The sequence below is a fragment of the Arthrobacter sp. H-02-3 genome (assembly GCF_003097355.1).
Taxonomy (GTDB): Bacteria; Actinomycetota; Actinomycetes; order Actinomycetales; family Micrococcaceae; genus Arthrobacter; species Arthrobacter humicola.
Map to the genome: position 1 here is coordinate 101,826 of NZ_PYUI01000008.1, position 18,824 is coordinate 120,649.

Genomic DNA, 18,824 nt, shown 5'->3' on the forward strand with positions numbered 1-18,824 from the left:
GAGCGTGGCTCGGTAAAATGGGAAGTGCCCTGCGATGGTGCGGACATCCGAGAATCCACCTACCAAGGGGACCCCATGATCACTCTTCAGCGCCGCCAACTGGTTGGCCACGACATCCTGCTGGCCCGCCACGGTAACCACATCAGCACCATGCGGGTGGATCGCGGCGCAGGCCGCGTTGTCGCCTTTCTGGACGACGGATCAATGGACAGCGCCCCCAACCTGATTGCCCCGGGACTGCGCATGCCGGACACCGTGCGGAGCGTGCTCCGCGAGGACTGGAAGTTCCTCGCCGGCGCCAGCGCGTGCAGCCTGGGACTCGCCGGACTGATGTTTGCCGCCGCGTCCGCCCTCGCCGGCATCAGCGGCGATCCTGCCCTGGCTCAGGTTCTGACGGCATACTCGGGAAACTGAGGCATCCGGGCGCAGAGGCCTGACACTGACGGAACCCCGCCGCTGAAGCATTCAGCGGCGGGGTTCCGTGTTCTGTTGGCCCTGGTCCGGCAGCCGTTCCGGGGGCTAGTCCAGGAGGAGTGCCGGCTCTTCCAGTATGGCGGCGACGTCGGCCATGAAACGGGCCGAAAGGTCCCCGTCCACCACGCGGTGGTCGAAGGAGCCGCCGAGGGTGGTGATCCACCGCGGAATGACTTCCCCGTCCAGGACCCAGGGCTTCTGCTTGATGGTGCCGAACGCCACGATCGCAACCTCACCCGGGTTGATGATCGGCGTGCCGGTATCGATCCCGAGGGCGCCGATGTTGGTCACGGTGAGCGTGCCGCCCTGCATCTGGGCGGGCTGGGTCTTGCCCGCCCGTGCCGTGGTGGCGAGCTCGTTCAGGGCCAGGGCCAGCTGCTTGAGCGAAAGATCCTGGGCGTTCTTGATGTTCGGCACCATCAGTCCGCGGGGGGTGGCCGCCGCGATGCCGAGGTTCATGAAGTGCTTGACGTGGATCTCCGCGGAGTCGCTGCCGTCGGGGTTGTCCACCCAGGTGGCGTTGACGCTCGGGTTCCTCGCCGCGGCCCAAATGACCGCCTTGGCGAGGATTAGCAGCGGGGAGACCTTGATGCCTTCGAAATCACGGGAGGCCTTCAGCCGCTTCACGAATTCCATGGTGCGGCTGGCGTCGACGTCGACAAAGATGCTCACGTGAGGCGCCGCAAAGGCTGATTCAACCATGGCCTTTGCGGTGGCCTTGCGGACGCCCTTGACCGGGATCCGCTCGATCCGCTGGTCCTGCGGACGGCCGGACTTGCCCCAGAACGAGTCCGCCTTGTCCACCTCGGCGTCACGTTGGGCCTGGTAGCTCACCAGGTCCTCACGGGTCACTTCACCGCGGGCGCCGGTGGGCACGACGTCAGCCAGGTTGATCCCGAGATCCCGGGCGATCTTGCGGACGGGCGGCTTGGCCAGCACCTTGCCCACCAGGCCGCTGATGGCACCGCTGAACGTGGGACGCGGGTCGATGGCGCCGGCGGGGCCAGCGGCTTCGTCAGCCGTTCGGCCGACGGTGTCCGGGTTGATCCAGATGTCGTGGGTCTCTACGCCCACCCGCTCCGCCACCGTGGCGGAAGCGCCGGTGGCTGCCGAGGCCGCCGGTGTTTCGCGGCCTGTGGCCGGAGCAGCCGCCGGGGCCGAAATCCGCCGCCGGCGCTTGACGGCGTCGGCCTTGGGACCGGAACCGACCAGCGGGCCGCCGGCCGGGCGTCCGGACGTCTCGCCGGCGTCGGACGTGTCGGCCGTCAGCTTTCCGTACATCGGCGCGGCAACGGCGGGTGCCTGGGCAGCAGGCGACGGTGCAGCAGCTGGCGGGGCCGCCGCGTCGTCGCTCACGCTGATGATCGGCGTGCCGACCTCCACCGTGACGCCCTCGGGAACCAGCAGTTCGGTGACGGTCCCCGCGAACGGTGAGGGCAGTTCCACGAGGGACTTGGCCGTCTCGATCTCGCACAGGACGTCGTTGATGGCCACGGTGTCGCCGGCTTTGACCTTCCAGTCGACGATTTCGGCCTCGGTCAGCCCTTCGCCGACGTCCGGGAGGTTGAACTTGTTAAGCGTCATGGGTCCTCGTTAGTACGCGAGGGCGCGGTCCAGCGCCTCAAGGATGCGGTCGATGTCCGGCAAGTAGTCTTCTTCGACCTTGGCGACGGGATAAGGCATGTGGAAACCGCCGACCCGGATCACGGGGGCTTCAAGCGAGTGGAAGGCACGCTCGCTGATCCGGGCCGCGATTTCGCCGCCGATGCCGCCGAAGGTGGGGGCCTCGTGGGCCACGATCAGCCGGCCGGTTTTCTGGACCGAGGCCGTGACGGTGTCAAAGTCGATCGGAGAGATGGAACGGAGGTCGATCACTTCGACGCTGCGGCCGTCCTCAGCCGCGGCTTCGGCGGCCGCGAGGGCCACGGGCACCAGCGGGCCGTAGACGACGACCGTGGCGTCGCTCCCCTCCCGCAGCACGTGCGCCTTGAAGGGGTCCGCGGACGCGCCGGGGTTCTCGGTGTCGACCTCACCCTTGAGCCAATACCGGCGTTTCGGCTCGAAAACGATCACGGGATCCTGGCATTCGACGGCCTGCTGGATCATCCAGTAGGCATCGTGCGGATTGGACGGCGTGATGATGCGCAGGCCGGCCGTGTGGGCGAACAGCGCCTCCGGCGATTCGGAGTGGTGCTCGATCGAGCCAATGCCGCCGCCGTACGGGATCCGGACCACGACCGGAACGGTCAGGTTGCCGTTGCTGCGCGAGTGCATCTTGGCCAGCTGGGTGGTGATCTGGTTGAAGCCCGGGAACACGAAACCGTCGAACTGAATCTCGCACACGGGCTGGTAACCGCGCAGGGACAGGCCGATCGCGGTGCCGATAATGCCGGATTCGGCCAGCGGCGTATCGACCACACGGTCGCCGCCGAATTCGCCGATCAGTCCGTCGGTGACCCGGTAGACGCCGCCGAGGGCCCCGATGTCCTCGCCCATCAGCAGCGAGCGGGGGTTGTTGGTCAGCGTCGCCCGCAGGCCTTCATTGATGGCCTTCGCAATGGTCATGGTGGTCATCAGCGGGCCGCCTTGTCTGTCTGGTCAGCGTTTGCAGGTTCCTCGTCGGCGAACCCTGCGCTGTACTCCTCGAACCAGGCCAGCTCTTCGGCCACCAGCGGATGGGCCTCCACATACGTATTGGCGAAGGCAGTCCGGATGTCCGGTGTTTCCAGGTCGTGGGTGGTCTTGCGGACGTAGGCGGCGAGTTCGTCGCCGTCGGCCCTGACCTGTTCGAAGAAGGCATCGTCCGCGAGGCCCTCGGCCCGGAGGTACTTCTCCAGCCGCTCCAGCGGATCCTTGGCCCGCCATAGGCCTTCTTCGGCGGATCCGCGGTACTTGGTGGGGTCATCGGCGGTGGTGTGCGCCCCCACCCTGTAGGTGAACGCCTCGATCAGCACGGGTCCGTTGCCTTCGCGGGCCTGCTCCAGGGCCCACTCCGTGACGGCGTGGACGGCAATGACGTCATTGCCGTCCACCCGGATGCCCGGGAAGCCGTAGCCCTTGGCGCGGTTGGCCAGCGGGACGCGGGTCTGCACGGAGCTCGGCACGGAGATCGCCCAGTGGTTGTTCTGGCAGAAGAAGACCACGGGGGCCTGGTAGGACGAGGCGAACACCATGGATTCATGAACGTCGCCCTCTGAACTGGCGCCGTCGCCGAAGTACACCATGACGGCGGCCTTGGGCTCCGCGGACTGTCCCGCTTCCCCGACGGCGTTGGCGGCCGCCAGCCTCTGGTCCCGCTGGATGCCCATGGCATAGCCGACGGCGTGCGGCGTCTGGGCGGCCAGGACCAGCGTGTAGAGGTGGAAGTTCGTGTCCTTGGGATTCCAGCCGCCGTTGGAGACGCCGCGGAACTGTCGCAGCAGCTCGGCCAGGTCTACATTGCGTGTCAGGGCAACACCGTGTTCGCGGTAGGTCGGGAAGATGTAGTCCTGCGGCTGGCTGGCCCGGCCGGAGCCGATCTGGGCTGCTTCCTGCCCGGTGAGCGGGACCCACAGGGCCAGCTGGCCTTGCCGCTGCAGAGCGGTGGCTTCCACATCGAAGCGCCGGATCTTCGACATGTCGGCGTAGAAGCCGCGCAGGGTCTCGGGATCGAGCTTCTCGGCGTACTTTGAGAAAACCGGGTCCGAGCCCAGGGTGCCGTCCGGGCCTAGCAGCTGCACCATCGGCTCGGCCGGCGCGCCCAGTTGGGCCTCGGCTTCCGCCTCGAGCTGGTCATCGATATCGGTTCCGTCGAACTCGGTAGAGGGCAGATGTGTGGCGCCCATACCGTCTCCTTGCTTGCCGCATCCGAATGCGCCGCAATCGCTGGGATATATGCCGAACTGGGAATACATTCCGAATTCGGCATATATTTTGGCTTACTCGTCCTTACTTTATCCGCACGGGGCGGCCACAACGCGTCATGTTAAGCGCTAGGAACGCCGTGGTGGTTTTGTATAGATTGCACAGAGCTCAAGGAACCGGGTGTTGGCTTCCGTTTCTCCGATGCTGACCCGCACCCCCTCGTCGCCGAAGGCCCGCACGGAAAGCGCCCGTTCCGCTGCCAGGGCGGCGAATTCCGCGCTGTTTGCGCCCAGGTTGAGCCACACAAAGTTGCCCTGCGCCTCGGGAACGAACCACCCGAGCTCGCGCAGTCCGGCGGTGACCCGATCCCGCTCATCAACCAGGCTTTGTACCCTTTCTACAACGTCGGCGAAGTGCTCGAGCGACGTGACGGCGGCGATTTCCGCAATCTGGGACACCGCGAAGGGTGTGGCGGCAACCCGCAGGTGCTGCGTCAGTTCGGGACGGGAGACGCTGTAGCCCACGCGGAGCCCGGCGAGTCCGTGAGCCTTCGAGAACGTCCGCAGGACGACGACGTTGGGGTACTTGCGGTACATGGCAATGCCGTCCACGGCGGCGGCGGCGCGCACGAATTCCTGGTAGGCCTCGTCGATGACCACCACGACGTCCGAGGGCACGGCCTTGATGAAGCGCTCCGTTTCCTCAGTGGTCAGGATGGGTCCGGTCGGGTTGTTGGGCGTGCACAGCAGGATCATCCGGGTCCGCGCCGTGACCGCGGCCGCCATGGCGTCGAGGTCGTGCCGCCCGTCCGCGGTCAGGGGGATCCGTACGCTCTCGGCGCCGGCCAGTCCGACGCAGATCGGGTATGCCTCGAACGAGCGCCAGGCATAGATGACTTCGTCGGCCTTGCCGTCGTCGTTTTGGCCGGCGAAGGTGGTCAGCAACTGGTTCAGGGCGCCCAGGCTGCCGGCGCCCGTGACGATGTCCTCGGCGGGAACGTCCAGGAAGCCGGCGAGCGATGCGCGCAGCTTGCTGCTGAGTGGATCGGGATAGCGGTTGAAGTCGGTCTGCGCCGCGATGGCCTGCTGCACTGCAGGGATCGGGGGCAGCGGGTTTTCGTTGGAGGAAAGCTTGTAGCTGACCAGGCCCTCTACGGGGACGGGCGGTTTTCCGGCCGCGTAGCGGGGAAGGAGGTCTACCACCGGACGGGGCCTGATGCCCCCGGCCGTGTTCTCTGATGAAGTCATGCTCACTAGCCTACTTCGGGTCTCTGCCGCAATAGGGGGATCAATAGGGGGATATGGTCCCTGCCGCTGCCCGCGGGCGTATGACAGCATGGGGACCATGAGCTCATTCATCGCACGAGTCATCATCAACGGGCTGGCCCTGGCAATCGCGTGCTGGATCCTCACCGGACTGGATATTTCCACCGCGAACAACAACATTTTCAGCATCGTCCTGGGCTACCTGTTCATCGGCCTGATCTTCGGCCTGGTCAATGCCTTCGTCAAGCCAATCGTCAGCCTCTTGTCGCTTCCGATCACCATCCTCACCCTGGGCCTGTTTACGGTGGTCATCAACGCGGGAATGCTTTACCTGACCTCCTGGATCAGCAGCTACACCACCGTGCACTTCACCATTGACAGCTTCTGGTGGACCGCGGTGTTCGCCGCCCTCATCATCAGCGGCGTGTCCCTCGTGGCGAGCTTCCTGCCGGCCCTCGATCGCTAGCCCCGCCCGGCCCGGTCCGCTGCTCCGGAGCCGGCCCCGGAGCCATGGGCACTCCCAGCGATGACGGGCGTGCTTCACGCCGGAGCGAGAAGCGGGTCACCGTCGCCGCCCCGCCGGTTCCCACGACAGCGGCCAGCGCCGCCGTCGAATCCCGCAGCGTGTTGTCCCGGCTCGCCGAGATGAGCTCGGCTCCGTCGGCGTAGTTTTCCAGCCGGTGTCCGGGACCTAAGCCGAAGTCCTTCAGCGGCGGCACTTCCAGCGGGTTGGTGAGCGTCACGGTCACCCGGTCCCTGGTATCCGGGTTGGCCAGGCCGTCCGCCCCCGGCACCCAGTCCTGCGCGTGTTCGAGGTGGAGGCTGCGGATCCCCGGCTCCGGGGTGATACCACCCACCGGCGAGCCCGCCGTGAGCACGAACTTAAGATCGTAGTCGGCCAGGACGGCGCGGTCCCTGCTGAGATTCATCGCATGAATCCCGCCCTGGCTGTAGCCGACCGCGACGAGCTGGTCGCCGGCCGCGGCTCCGGCCTGCCGGAGCGCCTCCCGGATGGCCGCACCCGTGGAGGCCGAGTCGTAGCCCAGAGCCTCGGCCACTCCGGCGGGATCAAAGGGATTGGCCCCTTCCGGCGGCCCGTCCAGCTGGGTTCCGGGGATGATGACCACCCACGCCGGCCGGGCGCCGCCGTCGACCTCGATGACTTCGATCTGGCCGTCCTGCTCGCCCACCGTTCCGGCTCTCCGCAGCAATCCGGCCGGGGAGAGGTCGACGGCCGCGGAATACGTCTCCCGCCCCACGATGCTGACGGGGCGGGGCTTGAGGAACTCGAGCCCGGGCGCCTCCGAGACATCCCGGACCAGGCTGCGGACGTCGGCGGGTCCGCTCAGGGCTCCGAGAACGGCGGCCAGAGGCGCGGGCAGGCCCAGCAGCGCGGCGAGATTCCGCGGCGCCGTGGCGACCCAGTCCTCTACGACGCCGCGCACGCCGGGGAGGGCCAAAGGCTCCGGGGCCGCACCGTACTCGGCGCCGTGGAATCCCAGCCGCAGGAGCAGGGCATTCCGGGCCTCCGCAAACTCGTACTCCCGGTGGCTGGCACGGACGTCGTCGCCGATCCGCTGCAGCTGCGACCGGACACGGCCGACATCCCGGCCAGCTTCTCCCACCGCGATGATGGCGTTGCTGCCGCTGGTGTAGGAGTCGGACTGATAGGGGAAGAGTGCGTGCTTCACGGTGTCAGCCTCCAGTTCAACCGACTGCAGTTGCCGGACCAGCGCGTCCAGTGCCGCTGCGCCGGCAAGGAGCTCCTCGAACTGGAAGCTGAGCCCTCCGATTCCGCCGCGGATGCGCAGGCTGCCGTCCGACGGCGGCGCGGAAACCCGGGGTATCCCGCCAGAGTCTGCCGGTGTTGCTTCGGCCATCAGGAACCTAGCCGGCCCGAGGACAGCGTCACGTTCTGGGCGTGCCGGCGCACCACGGCCACAGCGTCCAGCAAGGCGTCCCGGCTGCGGCGCAGGGCTGCAGCCTGCAGGGACAGGGTCAGCCGGTAGGCTCGCCCGGCCGGCGACTGCCAGGTCTGCAGTTCAAGGCGGCCCAGTGCCGCCAGCACGGCGTCGGCCTCATCGGCGCACCGCGCCACGCGCGCCGCGAGCTGCTGGACTTCGTAACTGCGCGATGCGCACTCAACGGCGTCGGCGGCCGTCACGCCGAAAATAGCCGCACTGCAAGCCGAACCGGGGCGCATCATGCTGGTCATGGAAGTGACGCTAGCGGGCGGCCGGCACCCGCTGAAGAGCGGCGTCGGGCTATGTGGACAGTCCGGCTATGTGGACATCGGCCGCGGATCGCCGCGCGATGCGAACCGGCATTGTCACACGGTGATGTCATAAGGACGGGGCGCTTAAGGCCCGGCGTCACTTCGTGAAAGAATCGGAACATGCCTGAAACTGCCGCCACAGCTGATACCCGCACGCCGTCCGGACGCCTGGCCCTCGCCGCGTCCGACCACCAGATCGCGCTCGGCCCGCTGGACGGCCGCTACCAGTCCGCCGTCGCCCCCCTGGTGGACTACCTCTCCGAAGCAGCACTGAACCGCGACCGCGTGGCTGTGGAGGTCGAATGGCTGATCCACCTGACCAGCAACAGCGTCCTGCCCGGCGCTGGCCCGCTCACAGCGGCCCAGCAGGAGCAGCTGCGCGCGATTGTCACGGAGTTCGACGCCGCGTCAGTCACCGAACTGGCCGAGATCGAGGCGGTCACGGTGCACGACGTCAAGGCTGTGGAGTACTACATCGGCCGCCGCCTGCCCGGCATCGGGATCGATCACCTGACCGCCATGGTGCACTTCGGCTGCACCTCGGAGGACATCAACAACCTCTCCTACGCCCTCGGCGTCAAGGGAGCCGTGGAGGACGTCTGGCTGCCCGCGGCCCGCGCCCTGGTTGCCCAGATCAGTGCCATGGCCGAGGACAATCGCGCGGTGCCGATGCTCTCCCGCACGCACGGCCAGCCGGCTACCCCCACCACGCTGGGCAAGGAACTGGCCGTCATTGCGCACCGCCTCAACCGCCAGCTGGACCGGATTGCCCGGACCGAATACCTCGGCAAGATCAACGGCGCCACCGGCACCTACGCCGCCCATGTCGCCTCCGTCCCTGGCGCCGACTGGGAGCAGGTTGCCAAGAGCTTCGTTGAAGGCCTCGGCCTGACCTGGAACCCGCTGACCACCCAGATCGAAAGCCACGACTGGCAGGCCGAACTCTATGCCGACGTCGCGCGGTTCAACCGCATCCTGCACAACGTCTGCACCGACATCTGGAGCTACATCTCGATCGGCTACTTCGTGCAGATCCCGGTCGCGGGCGCCACCGGCTCCTCGACCATGCCGCACAAGGTGAACCCGATCCGGTTCGAAAACGCCGAGGCCAACCTCGAGATCTCCTCGGGGCTGCTGGACGTGCTGGGTTCCACCCTCGTCACCTCGCGCTGGCAGCGCGACCTCACCGATTCGTCCTCGCAGCGCAACATCGGCGTGGCGTTCGGCCACTCGCTGCTCGCCATCTCCAACGTCGCCAAGGGCCTGGACCGGCTCAAGGTGGCCGAGGACGTCCTGGCCGCGGACTTGGACACCAACTGGGAGGTCCTGGGCGAGGCCATCCAGATGGTCATGCGTGCCGAGGCGATCGCCGGCGTCGAGGGCATGGAGAACCCGTACGAGCGGCTCAAGGACCTGACCCGCGGACACCGCGTGGACGCCGCCCGGATGCAGGAATTCGTCCAGGGCCTGGGCCTGTCCGCCGACGCCGAAGCCCGGCTGCTTGCGCTGACCCCCGGCCGCTATACCGGCATCGCGGACAAGCTGGTGGACCACCTCAAGTGAGGCTCCTGCTCATCCGCCACGGCCAGACGCCCGGGAACGTGCTTGGGCAGCTGGACACCGCCCACCCTGGCCCCGGACTGACGGAGCTCGGCGAGCGGCAGGCCGCTGCCCTGGCGAGGTCGCTGGCGAATGAGGAGATCGGGCTGCTTTACGCGTCCACCCTGATCCGCACCCAGATCACGGCACAACCGCTGGCCGCCATGCGCAGCCTCGACATCGAGGTCCTGGCGGGCCTGCGGGAAATCGAAGCAGGCTCACTGGAGAAACTCACCGACCGCGAGTCCCACATGCGCTACTTCAGTACGGTCGCTGCGTGGACCGAGGGCGACCTGGCCCGGAGGATGCCGGCCGGGCCCAGCGGCCACGACTTCTTTGAACGCTTCGACGACTCGATTGCCCGGATTGCGGCCGCGGCCGGGTCAACGGCCGGGTCCGGCGCTGTGGCCGTGGTGAGCCATGGCGCCGCCATCAGGGTCTGGGCGGGCGTGCGGGCCGTCAACGTGGAACCTGAATTCGCTGTCCGCCACGTAGTTGCCAACACCGGCATTGTGGCTCTGGAGGGCGATCCCGACGCCGGATGGCGGCTCATCCACTGGGACGAGAGCCCCGTGGAGGGCCTGGCCCTGGCAGACCCGACGGCGGAAGATCCCACCGGCCGTCCGGCGTAGCGGGCGGCGCGTTCCTGGCTGCCGGTCCCCGGCGGAGGCGCACCCTGCCCACAGGGGCTGGACTGCACCCCTCAACGCGGCCATGATGAAAGCAGGCGCGGGGATGGAACGGCCGGCGGCATGCGGTTGATCCCGCGCAGTGGAGGCGCAGGCTTATGTCACCCAAATCTGCACATCCGGGGCATGCGCGCGCAAGCATCCTCGACGGCCTCGATGAACAGTTCCTCGCGGAGTACTACGAGCACGTAGCGCCGGAGGACCTCCAGGGATACAGTCCCGAAAACCTGGCGAAGCGGGCCAGGCGCCATGCGGAACTGGCGGGCAGCCACCGGGCAGGCACGGCCATCGTAGACGTCTTGAACGAAAGCGATGCCAGCGTACTGCTGGTGGTTGCCGACGCCATACCGCACCTGATCCATTCGCTCACCGCGGAACTGACGCGCCAAAACGAGTCCATCCGGTTGCTGGTGCATCCCAATTTTCTGGTGCGGCGCGATCCCCGTACCGGCCGGTTGTTGGAAGTACGGCACGGGTTGCCGCAGTCCGCACCGACGGGCCGAATCCCGGGCATTCCGGGCGCCCCCGAGGCCGCCCAGATCCCGCCGGGTTGGTCGTCCGAAATCTGGGTGGCGGCAGAGATAGGCCGCCTGCCGGGGCCGCGGGCCATCGCGGAGCTTACGGATAACGTGCGGCGCGTCCTGGCGGACGTCCAATTGGTCGCTGATGACACCCCCGCCATCCACGCCAGTCTCGCGCGCACCGTCGGCTCCTTGGAGCGGCTGCCGGCGGCCACGGCTCCGACCCCGGAGCAGCTCGTGGAGCTGCTGGGCTGGCTGGACCGGGGCAACTTCACGTTCTTGGGTTACAGCGAATATGAATACTCGACGGCGGAGGGCCCGGATGTCGTGACGTTGCGGGCCGGCACGGGGCTGGGCCTGCTCAGGGACGGACGGCCGGAGGCCCGCCAGCCCGTCACGGGGCTCCCCCATGCGCAGGTTCTCACGCTCTCTATCTCGGATCTGAGATCGTCCGTCCCCCGCCCGGCTTACCTGGATGAAATCCTCGTCCGGACTTTCGGCAGCGCGGGGACGGCCACGGGAGAAGTGCGGTTTGTGGGCCTTTTCGCTCCGGGCGCCACGGGCCGGTCCGTGCGGCGCATCCCGGTCATCCGGGACAAGGTTCGCGCCATCCAGGAAAACTTCGGCTTCACCGAATCATCCCACCAGGGCAAGCAGCTTCTCACCGTCCTCGAGTGCTTCCCGCTGGACGAGCTGTTCCACCGGGACCTGGCGGAACTTTCCGGGCTGGCCCGTGAGATCCTGCGCCTGCAAGCCCACCACCAGACACGGGTGTTCCTGCACGCTGACAGCTACGGCCGCTTCATGACTGCCCTGGTCTTCCTCCCCCGCCACAGGTACAGCACCGCCGTCCGCCTCCGCATCGAACACGAGCTCAAACAGGCCTTCCAGTCCTCCTCGCTCGAATTTGAAGTCCGGCTGAGTGAATCCCCCATGGCCCGTGTCTTCTTCCGGATCCTGCTGCCTCCCGGCGCGATGCCCGACGTCGATCCCGCTGCACTGGAGCGGAGCATTGTCAGCACAACGCGGACCTGGGCCGAGGGCCTGGACGAAGCGCTCCGGGACAGATTGTCCACCGCGGAGAGCCGCCGGTTGTCGGCACTATGGTCCGCGGCCTTCCCCGCCAGCTACCGGGCTGATTTCGACGTCGAGGACGCCGTTGAAGACATCAGGCGGTTCGAGCAGTTCGATCTCGACGGCACGGGCGGACGGCCGCTGAACGATCCGCAGCTGGCCGTCTATGTCCGCGCCAGCGCGTCCCCGACGCTGGCCGAAGACGCGCGGATCCGCCTCTACCTGACCGCAGCCCATAGCCTGACGCGGATCCTGCCTTTCTTCCACAACCTCGGACTGGAGGTGCTGAACCAGCGTCCCTTCGATGTGGTGCGCGGGAACGACCGGCCTTTGTTCCTCTATGATCTTGGCGTCCGGTATCCGGCCGGTGTGGATCCTGCCCGGACCAGCGGGCTGCTGGGGGATGCCTTCGGAGCTGCCATGCGCGGAGACTCGGAATCGGACCGTTTTGACGGCCTCGTCCTCCGGGAGGGCATCCACTGGCGCCAGGTCGAAATCCTGCGCAGCTATGCCAAGTACCTGCAGCAATTGGGCACCACGAACTCCTACGGATTCATGGCCGACACCCTGCTGGCCAATGTCCGGGCGACGCACGGTCTCCTGGCACTGTTCCGGGCCAAGTTCGACCCCGATCTGGAGGCCCCGGACCGGGTCGGGGAGAGCGCCGCGGCCCGGAAGGATCTGTTGGCTGCGATCGACGACATTCCAGTCCTCGACGCCGACCGGCTGCTGCGCACCTTCATGAACCTGGTGGAATCCACGCTCCGCACCAACTACTTCCAGGGGAAGCCCCATTTGAGTTTCAAGCTCAATCCGGCCGCCGTCGCTAGTGCGCCGTTTCCCCGGCCCAAATACGAAATCTGGGTGTGCTCGCCCCGAGTGGAAGGGGTCCACCTGCGCTTCGGGGCCCTGGCGCGGGGCGGCCTGCGCTGGTCCGACCGCAGCGAGGATTTCCGCACCGAGGTCCTTGGCCTGGTCAAGGCGCAGAACGTGAAGAATTCCGTGATCGTGCCCACGGGCGCCAAGGGCGGTTTTTATCCCAAACAGTTGCCGGACCCTGCCGCGGACCGCGAGGCCTGGCTGACGGAGGGACTGGAGTGCTACCGGATCTTCGTCCGCGGGCTCCTGGACCTCACCGATAACCTGGTCACCACCGCGCATGGCGAGGCAGTGGCGCCTCCCGCGCGGGTGGTGCGGCACGACGTCGACGATTATTACCTCGTCGTGGCGGCGGACAAGGGAACCGCGTCATTTTCCGACGCCGCGAACGCGGTGGCCGAGGAGTACGGTTTCTGGCTGGGCGATGCCTTCGCATCCGGCGGATCCGTGGGGTATGACCATAAACAGATGGGCATCACGGCCCGCGGGGCGTGGGAATCAGTGAAACACCATTTCCGCGAACTCGGGGTGGACTGCCAGGAAGAGGAGTTCACTGTCGCCGGCATCGGCGACATGAGCGGCGACGTCTTTGGGAACGGGATGCTGCTCTCCCGTCACATGCGGCTGGTGGCGGCCTTCGATCACAGGCACATCTTCCTTGACCCGGCGCCGGAGGCGGAGGCCTCGTGGGAGGAACGGCGGCGGCTCTTTGCCCTGCCCCGCTCAGCCTGGGCGGACTACGATCCCTCGCTGATCAGCGAGGGCGGTGGCGTCCACTCCCGCCGGGCCAAGGCCATCAGCATCACGGAACAGGTCAGGAGGTCGCTCGGCCTGGAGCCGGGCATCAAGTCGCTGCCGCCCCACGCGGTGCTTCAGGCCATCCTCCGTGCGCCCGTGGACCTGCTGTACAACGGCGGCATCGGAACGTACATCAAGGCCTCCTCGGAGGACAACGCCGGGGTTGGCGACAAGGCGAACGACCCCATCAGGGTCAACGGCAATGAGGTGCGGGCGAAGGTCATCGCCGAGGGCGGGAATCTGGGAATCACGCAGCTCGGACGGATTGAGGCCGCCCTATCCGGCGTCCTGCTCAATACCGATGCAATCGACAACTCAGCCGGCGTTGACTGCTCGGATCATGAGGTGAACATCAAGATCTTCGTGGACCGGATGATCGCTGCGGGAAAGATGCCGACGGCGGAACGCGCCGGCTTCCTGCATTCCCTGACGGACGAAGTGGCCCGTCTTGTCCTGGCCAACAACACGAACCAGAATGTCCTGCTCCTCAACGACCGGCACCTGGTGCGGGAGTGGAGCCCGGGATTCGAACGGACCATGGACTGGCTCGAGAACGCCACCGACCTCGACCGCAGGCTGGAGGGCCTGCCCAGCAACGAACAACTTCAGGACCGGCTGCGGTCCGGTGAGGGCCTGACCCCGCCGGAGCTGTCGGTGCTGGCCGCCTACGCCAAGATCGAACTGGCGGCAGAGCTCAACGCCAGCGATCTTGCCGACGACCCGTGGTTCCTGCGCGTCCTCCGCGGCTATTTTCCGCGCCAGCTCTCCGGACGCTTCGAAGCAGAGCTGCCGGGCCACCCGCTGCGCCGCCAGATCGTGTGCACCGTCGTGGCCAACGACATGATCAACCTCGGCGGAATCACGTTCGCGTTCCGCGCCATCGAGGAAACGACTGCCCCGGCCGCCGCTGTCGCCAGGGCTTTTGTGGTGGCGCGCGAGGCCTATGACCTGCCGTGGATCGTCAACCGTCTGGCCGCACTCCCCGCCGGATATCCCAACGAACACGTCGCCGAGGCGACCCTGCATATGCGCCGGGTCCTCGACCGGGCCACTCGGTGGTACGTGACGCACGACCATCGGGACCAGCCCGTGGGCGCGGCCTTGGACAGGATCATGCCAACCCTGGAACTGCTGCGGACCCGAACCCTGGACTATCTCCGCGGCTCCGACCTCGACCGTGCGCAAGGAAGGCTCACGCACTGGGACGCCGTGGGGATGCCGCGCGAGCTGGGCCTGCGTGCCTCGGACCTCTTGGAGAGTTTCGGGCTGCTGGACATCTCCCTGATCTCCGAACAGGTGCGCGAACCGATCACCACCATCGCAGACCTGTACTATGCGGTGTTCCAGCGGATCGGGGCCGCCAACCTGCTGCTCAGCATCACCGACCTGCCGCGGCAGAGCCGCTGGGAGGCCCTTGCCCGGGCCGCCCTGCGCGATGATGTGTATTCCGCCGTAGCGGACATGACCGTCTCGGTGATGGAGACCACCCAAGACCTCAGTGCCGCAGAGGCCGGCACGTCCGATGCTGTGGAGCGCATCGTGGCCTGGGAACGTGGGCATCAGGAGCAGCTGGCGCGGATCAAGGACACTCTCGCGGAAGTGACCAAACCGGGGCAGGTGGATATCGCCTCAATCTCCGTGGCGCTGAAGCTCCTGCGGACACTGGTGCGACGCTAGGCTGTGCTGTTCCCGGATCCACCAGGACGTAGAGCCCGAAGCGCTATCTGCACCACAATCCACAGTTCTCCCGACGCTTACCGGAAGGAAACACGGCGGAAACCGCTGGTGCCTAGCCTTGGACTGCATAACCCTTCGGCGAATCGAGGCAGTGATGCAGACCAACCCGCGGCTCAACATCCGTCAGGTCACTTGGGCGAACCCCGTTGGTGCGGACCTGAGGGCCGCCCAGCAGGCAGAACTCGACGCCCGCTTCGGCCGGCCCGACCACGAACCCGGGCCGCCGCCGTCGGAAGTGGACACCGCGGTATTCCTGGTGGCGCACGACAAAGCCTCGGGCCAGCCGGTCGGCTGCGGCGGCCTGCGCATGCTGGACGCGCGCACTGCCGAAATCAAGCGCCTCTATGTCCTGCCCTACACCCGCGGCTCCGGGGTGGCGAGCTCCATCCTCGCGGCCCTCGAAGCCCACGCCCACGCGCTGGGCATCACCACACTGACCGCGGAGGCCGGCTCGGTACAGACCGACGGGCGGCAGTTCTACGAGAACTCGGGCTTTGTGCCCGTGCCGAACTTTGGACCGTACATCGGGGTCCAACACTCCTACTGTTACGCGAAGCCGATCGATTCGCACAGCGCCGCGCACACCGCCATGGCGTGAGGCGTCATACAACGCCGCCCGGAATGGAGTGGGCTAATCTCGCACTATGGAATCGGCCGACATCACTTTCCGCACCCGCAAATGGGTCCGTCCCGAGGACCTCAACGCCAACGGCACCCTGTTTGGCGGCAGCCTGCTGAAGTGGATCGACGAAGAGGCCGCCATCTACGCCATCCTGCAGTTGGGCAACGGCCGGGCCGTCACGAAGTACATCTCAGAAATCAACTTCGTCAGCTCGGCCGTCCAGGGCGACCTGATCGAAATGGGCCTGACCGCGACCCGCTTCGGCCGGACATCGCTGACCATGCGTGCCGAAGTCAGGAACATGATCACCCGGCAGAGCATCCTCACAATCGAGGAAATCGTCTTCGTGAACCTGAGCCCGTCCGGGAGGCCGGAGCCGCACGGATACACGGAGATCACCTATGACCGGGACCGGATTCCCACGCATCACCTGACCGGAACTCTCGAACAGGACTAAATCAGGTCCAGAAATCGTCGGCTTTGGCCGTGTCCTCGAAGAATTCCCGCCCCTCCGCGATCTGTCCGTCGCGAACCACAAACGTGATCACGGTGGGCATGTCCAGGGTTTTGCCGTTGGCTTCCCCGTGAGTTTGCTGGATTGCGACAGTGTGTTTCTCGCCGCCGACGATGTCCTGGACGTTGGCTTGGAAGTGACCTTGGGTGCGTGCTCCGAGTTCACCGAAGTAGGCCAGGATGGCGTCTCGCCCCTGTTTCGTCCCCGATAGCACGCCGCTTCCGGCAACGTGCCAGACCGCGTCCTCCGCGAACATGTCGCTGAGGGTCGCCATATCTGCTGAGTTGAAGGCCTCGTACCCGCGCCGGACCAGTTCAACATTCTCTGCGGTTCCCATGATCGGACACCTCTCCGTCATCGTTGTGGGGTCATGCTGGGACGGTTAAAGGCTAGTCCTGGCGCCGGGGCCTGTCGACGGAAATATGAGCCCGCTCCGGGGCTCTGGCGGACGTCCTAGCGGGCGCCGGGCCAGCCGGTGTAGGCCTCCGCGAGGTAGGCGCGGCCGTGGCGGGACGACACCACCGAGTGGAGCTCGCCAAGCTGGCGGGCGCGGGCGAAGTCGTCGGCGTCGGCCGGGGTGTGAAGCATGGAGGTCATCCAGTAGGAGAACTGCTGGGCCTTCCACACCCGGTCCAGGGCACGGTCACTGTAGGCATCCAGGAGCACGGTGGAGCCGGTGGAATAGAAGCTGTCGAATCCCTCGAAGAGGACCCTGACGTCGTTCAGCGCCAGGTTCAAGCCTTTGGCCCCGGTGGGTGGGACGGTGTGCGCGGCGTCGCCGGCAAGGAACAGGTTGCCGTGGCGCATGGGGGCATGGACAAAGCTGCGGAATTTCAGGACCGTTTTGTCGATCACGGGCCCTTCCTTGACTTCGAAGCCGTTGCCGTTAACGCGGCTGCGGAAGGCGTCCCAGATGCGGTCCTCGTTCCAGTTGTTGACGTCCTCGTTGGGGTCGCACTGGAAGTACATCCTCTGGACCGTCTCGGTGCGCTGACTGATCAGAGCGAAGCCGTTCTCGGAGTTGGCATAGATCAGCTCGTCCGAGCTGCGCGGCGCCTCTGCCAGGATGCCGAACCAGGCGAAGGGGTATTCGTGGAAGTACCACTTGCGCTGTGCCTCGGGGATCTGGAAGCGGCAATGGCTGCGCGAACCGTCCGCGCCGGCGATGAAATCGGCCTGGAGTTCGTATTCCACACCGTCCGCATCCGTGAACCAGACCTTGGGCTTGGCCTCGATGTCGTGGATAGTGGTGTCCGTGACGCTGTACCGGACGTCCCCGCCGTCGGCCTTCCGGCGTGCGGCGAGGTCCAGGAACACATCCGTCTGCGGGTAGAGCCAGACCGACTCCCCGACGAGGTCCTGGAAATCGATGCGGTGGCTTTCGCCGTTGAAACGAAGTTCAATTCCGTCATGGCGGTCGCCGTCGCGCAGCACGCGGTCCGAGACGCCGCTGTCAACGAGCATGTTCACCGAGCCGTGCTCCAGGATCCCGGCACGGACCGTCTCGGAGATCTCCTGGTGGCTGCGGATCTCGAGGACGGTGGATTCGATGCCGGCCTTGGCCAGGAGGTGGGAGAGCATGAGCCCGGCCGGGCCGGCCCCCATGATCGCTACCTGGGTGGTGATGACTTTTCGCTGTGCCATGTGCTTCTCGCTTCGTTGCGGGGTCCCGGGAGTCGGGAACTGGGCCGGTTTGGTCGTCTGGCTACCAGTGTGCCCCCCGATGCGTGATACGCGTTACATTGATTCCGTTGAATGGAATTCAATGGTCTCGCGTGGCTCTCCAAGCCTCCTCCCGATCCCGCGGGCCGCGGTCTGGAGAGCGGGAACAAGCGCCTGCAGGCGCACTTCGCGGAGGGGGACGACGACGCCGAGGGCCGCCACAGCACGCTTCCTGCGGTCCAGCACGGGGACGGCGATCCCCCAGGTGTCCGGGTCCACGACGCCGGCCAGCTGCGCGTATCCCTGATGGGCAGCTTCCCCCAGAAGGGCGCGCAGATCCTCCCTGACCAGCTTGCCGGTCGGATCGCTAAACCCGTCCAGGTAGTCCATCTGGACGGCGTGGGTCTGGTTGGCCATGAGCACCAGCCCGGCGGAGGACACGTGCACGGGCATCCGGCCGGCCACCTGGGCACGGTTGGCAACAGAACCCCGGCGGGACAGCCGTTCCACGAAGAGCGCTTCCCAGCCATCCAGCACGGCGAGGTTCACGTTTTGGTTCAGCACCTGCTGGATGTCCTCCATGAAGGGCAGCGCAGCCTGGCGGAGCTCAAGCGTGGGGGAATTGCGGTTGACGAGCTCCCAGAGCCGCAGCCCGAGGCTGACCGAGCCGCCAGGGCCGACATCAAGGAGTCCATGTCCGGCGAGTTGCCGGACCAGCCTGTGCGCGGTGGTCAGGGGAAGCTCTGCCCTGGCGGCAAGGTCGGAAAGCTGCAGTGCCGTGACACCCTCCGGGAAGGCGGCAATGAGCCGCAGGATCCGGTCCACAACCGAGTCGCCGGAGGTCGAATTGGCCACGATACTCCTTCCGTTCA

The 18,824-nt window shown here is 66.7% G+C and carries 16 protein-coding genes; 7 read left to right on the forward strand and 9 right to left on the reverse strand.

The window, feature by feature from the left end:
• Positions 1-75 precede the first annotated feature (75 nt).
• Positions 76-414 (forward strand): hypothetical protein, encoded by a 339-nt coding sequence (locus C9424_RS10075; protein ID WP_116766717.1) that lies wholly within the window; start codon positions 76-78, stop codon positions 412-414.
• 105 nt (positions 415-519) lie between these two features.
• Here the strand turns inward: C9424_RS10075 and C9424_RS10080 are convergent, their stop codons facing one another.
• The 4 genes from C9424_RS10080 to C9424_RS10095 all read right to left on the reverse strand — a co-directional run bounded on the left by C9424_RS10080 (position 520) and on the right by C9424_RS10095 (position 5,564).
• On the reverse strand, positions 520-2,058 hold the full coding sequence (locus C9424_RS10080; RefSeq protein WP_116766718.1) for a dihydrolipoamide acetyltransferase family protein: 1,539 nt from the start codon (positions 2,056-2,058) through the stop codon (positions 520-522).
• A 9-nt stretch (positions 2,059-2,067) separates the two neighbouring features.
• Positions 2,068-3,048, reverse strand: coding sequence for an alpha-ketoacid dehydrogenase subunit beta (locus tag C9424_RS10085; protein ID WP_116766719.1), 981 nt, complete (start codon positions 3,046-3,048; stop codon positions 2,068-2,070).
• A complete protein-coding gene (gene pdhA / locus C9424_RS10090; RefSeq protein ID WP_116766720.1) occupies positions 3,048-4,298 on the reverse strand; it encodes a pyruvate dehydrogenase (acetyl-transferring) E1 component subunit alpha in 1,251 nt (416 codons plus the stop codon). Before pdhA ends, C9424_RS10085 begins: the two co-directional genes overlap by 1 nt.
• 147 nt (positions 4,299-4,445) lie before the next feature.
• Entirely contained in the window at positions 4,446-5,564 is a 1,119-nt protein-coding gene (locus C9424_RS10095) for a histidinol-phosphate transaminase (RefSeq protein ID WP_202615828.1), read from the reverse strand.
• 97 nt (positions 5,565-5,661) lie between these two features.
• Between C9424_RS10095 and C9424_RS10100 the strand changes: the two genes are divergently transcribed.
• Entirely contained in the window at positions 5,662-6,048 is a 387-nt protein-coding gene (locus C9424_RS10100; RefSeq protein ID WP_116766790.1) for a phage holin family protein, read from the forward strand.
• On the opposite strand, the gene C9424_RS10105 is transcribed toward C9424_RS10100, so the two are convergent.
• Both C9424_RS10105 and C9424_RS10110 read right to left on the reverse strand, forming a co-directional pair.
• Positions 5,999-7,462, reverse strand: a complete 1,464-nt coding sequence (locus C9424_RS10105) for a hypothetical protein (protein WP_116766721.1) — start codon at positions 7,460-7,462, stop codon at positions 5,999-6,001. The genes C9424_RS10100 and C9424_RS10105 overlap by 50 nt on opposite strands.
• Positions 7,462-7,797 carry a hypothetical protein gene (locus tag C9424_RS10110; protein ID WP_237563394.1) on the reverse strand — a complete coding sequence of 112 codons (336 nt, stop codon included), beginning with the start codon at positions 7,795-7,797 and terminating at the stop codon, positions 7,462-7,464. Before C9424_RS10110 ends, C9424_RS10105 begins: the two co-directional genes overlap by 1 nt.
• A gap of 180 nt (positions 7,798-7,977) precedes the next feature.
• Between C9424_RS10110 and purB the strand changes: the two genes are divergently transcribed.
• From purB to C9424_RS10135, 5 genes are all read left to right on the forward strand, one after another.
• A complete protein-coding gene (gene purB, locus C9424_RS10115) occupies positions 7,978-9,420 on the forward strand; it encodes an adenylosuccinate lyase (RefSeq protein ID WP_116766723.1) in 1,443 nt (480 codons plus the stop codon).
• Positions 9,417-10,088 (forward strand): histidine phosphatase family protein, encoded by a 672-nt coding sequence (locus C9424_RS10120; protein WP_116766724.1) that lies wholly within the window; start codon positions 9,417-9,419, stop codon positions 10,086-10,088. Before purB ends, C9424_RS10120 begins: the two co-directional genes overlap by 4 nt.
• 155 nt (positions 10,089-10,243) lie before the next feature.
• Positions 10,244-15,094, forward strand: a complete 4,851-nt coding sequence (locus C9424_RS10125) for an NAD-glutamate dehydrogenase (RefSeq protein ID WP_116766725.1) — start codon at positions 10,244-10,246, stop codon at positions 15,092-15,094.
• A gap of 154 nt (positions 15,095-15,248) precedes the next feature.
• Complete coding sequence (locus C9424_RS10130; RefSeq protein ID WP_091248278.1) at positions 15,249-15,752, forward strand: GNAT family N-acetyltransferase; 504 nt, start codon at positions 15,249-15,251, stop codon at positions 15,750-15,752.
• Positions 15,753-15,798: 46 nt separating this feature from the next.
• Entirely contained in the window at positions 15,799-16,233 is a 435-nt protein-coding gene (locus tag C9424_RS10135; protein ID WP_116766726.1) for an acyl-CoA thioesterase, read from the forward strand.
• A gap of 1 nt (position 16,234) precedes the next feature.
• On the opposite strand, the gene C9424_RS10140 is transcribed toward C9424_RS10135, so the two are convergent.
• From C9424_RS10140 to C9424_RS10150, 3 genes are all read right to left on the reverse strand, one after another.
• Positions 16,235-16,627 carry a nuclear transport factor 2 family protein gene (locus C9424_RS10140; protein WP_116766727.1) on the reverse strand — a complete coding sequence of 131 codons (393 nt, stop codon included), beginning with the start codon at positions 16,625-16,627 and terminating at the stop codon, positions 16,235-16,237.
• 116 nt (positions 16,628-16,743) lie between these two features.
• Positions 16,744-17,934, reverse strand: coding sequence for a 4-hydroxybenzoate 3-monooxygenase (locus C9424_RS10145; protein ID WP_116766728.1), 1,191 nt, complete (start codon positions 17,932-17,934; stop codon positions 16,744-16,746).
• A gap of 93 nt (positions 17,935-18,027) precedes the next feature.
• On the reverse strand, positions 18,028-18,807 hold the full coding sequence (locus C9424_RS10150) for an IclR family transcriptional regulator (protein WP_116766729.1): 780 nt from the start codon (positions 18,805-18,807) through the stop codon (positions 18,028-18,030).
• Positions 18,808-18,824 lie beyond the last annotated feature (17 nt).

Coding starts and splice junctions, on each gene's coding strand:
- C9424_RS10075 (WP_116766717.1), top strand. CDS start 76: ATGATCACTCTTCAGCGCCGCCAACTGGTTGGCCACGACATCCTGCTG.
- C9424_RS10080 (WP_116766718.1), bottom strand. CDS start 2,058: ATGACGCTTAACAAGTTCAACCTCCCGGACGTCGGCGAAGGGCTGACC.
- C9424_RS10085 (WP_116766719.1), bottom strand. CDS start 3,048: ATGACCACCATGACCATTGCGAAGGCCATCAATGAAGGCCTGCGGGCG.
- pdhA (WP_116766720.1), bottom strand. CDS start 4,298: ATGGGCGCCACACATCTGCCCTCTACCGAGTTCGACGGAACCGATATC.
- C9424_RS10095 (WP_202615828.1), bottom strand. CDS start 5,564: ATGACTTCATCAGAGAACACGGCCGGGGGCATCAGGCCCCGTCCGGTG.
- C9424_RS10100 (WP_116766790.1), top strand. CDS start 5,662: ATGAGCTCATTCATCGCACGAGTCATCATCAACGGGCTGGCCCTGGCA.
- C9424_RS10105 (WP_116766721.1), bottom strand. CDS start 7,462: ATGGCCGAAGCAACACCGGCAGACTCTGGCGGGATACCCCGGGTTTCC.
- C9424_RS10110 (WP_237563394.1), bottom strand. CDS start 7,797: ATGACCAGCATGATGCGCCCCGGTTCGGCTTGCAGTGCGGCTATTTTC.
- purB (WP_116766723.1), top strand. CDS start 7,978: ATGCCTGAAACTGCCGCCACAGCTGATACCCGCACGCCGTCCGGACGC.
- C9424_RS10125 (WP_116766725.1), top strand. CDS start 10,244: ATGTCACCCAAATCTGCACATCCGGGGCATGCGCGCGCAAGCATCCTC.
- C9424_RS10130 (WP_091248278.1), top strand. CDS start 15,249: ATGCAGACCAACCCGCGGCTCAACATCCGTCAGGTCACTTGGGCGAAC.
- C9424_RS10135 (WP_116766726.1), top strand. CDS start 15,799: ATGGAATCGGCCGACATCACTTTCCGCACCCGCAAATGGGTCCGTCCC.
- C9424_RS10140 (WP_116766727.1), bottom strand. CDS start 16,627: ATGGGAACCGCAGAGAATGTTGAACTGGTCCGGCGCGGGTACGAGGCC.
- C9424_RS10145 (WP_116766728.1), bottom strand. CDS start 17,934: ATGGCACAGCGAAAAGTCATCACCACCCAGGTAGCGATCATGGGGGCC.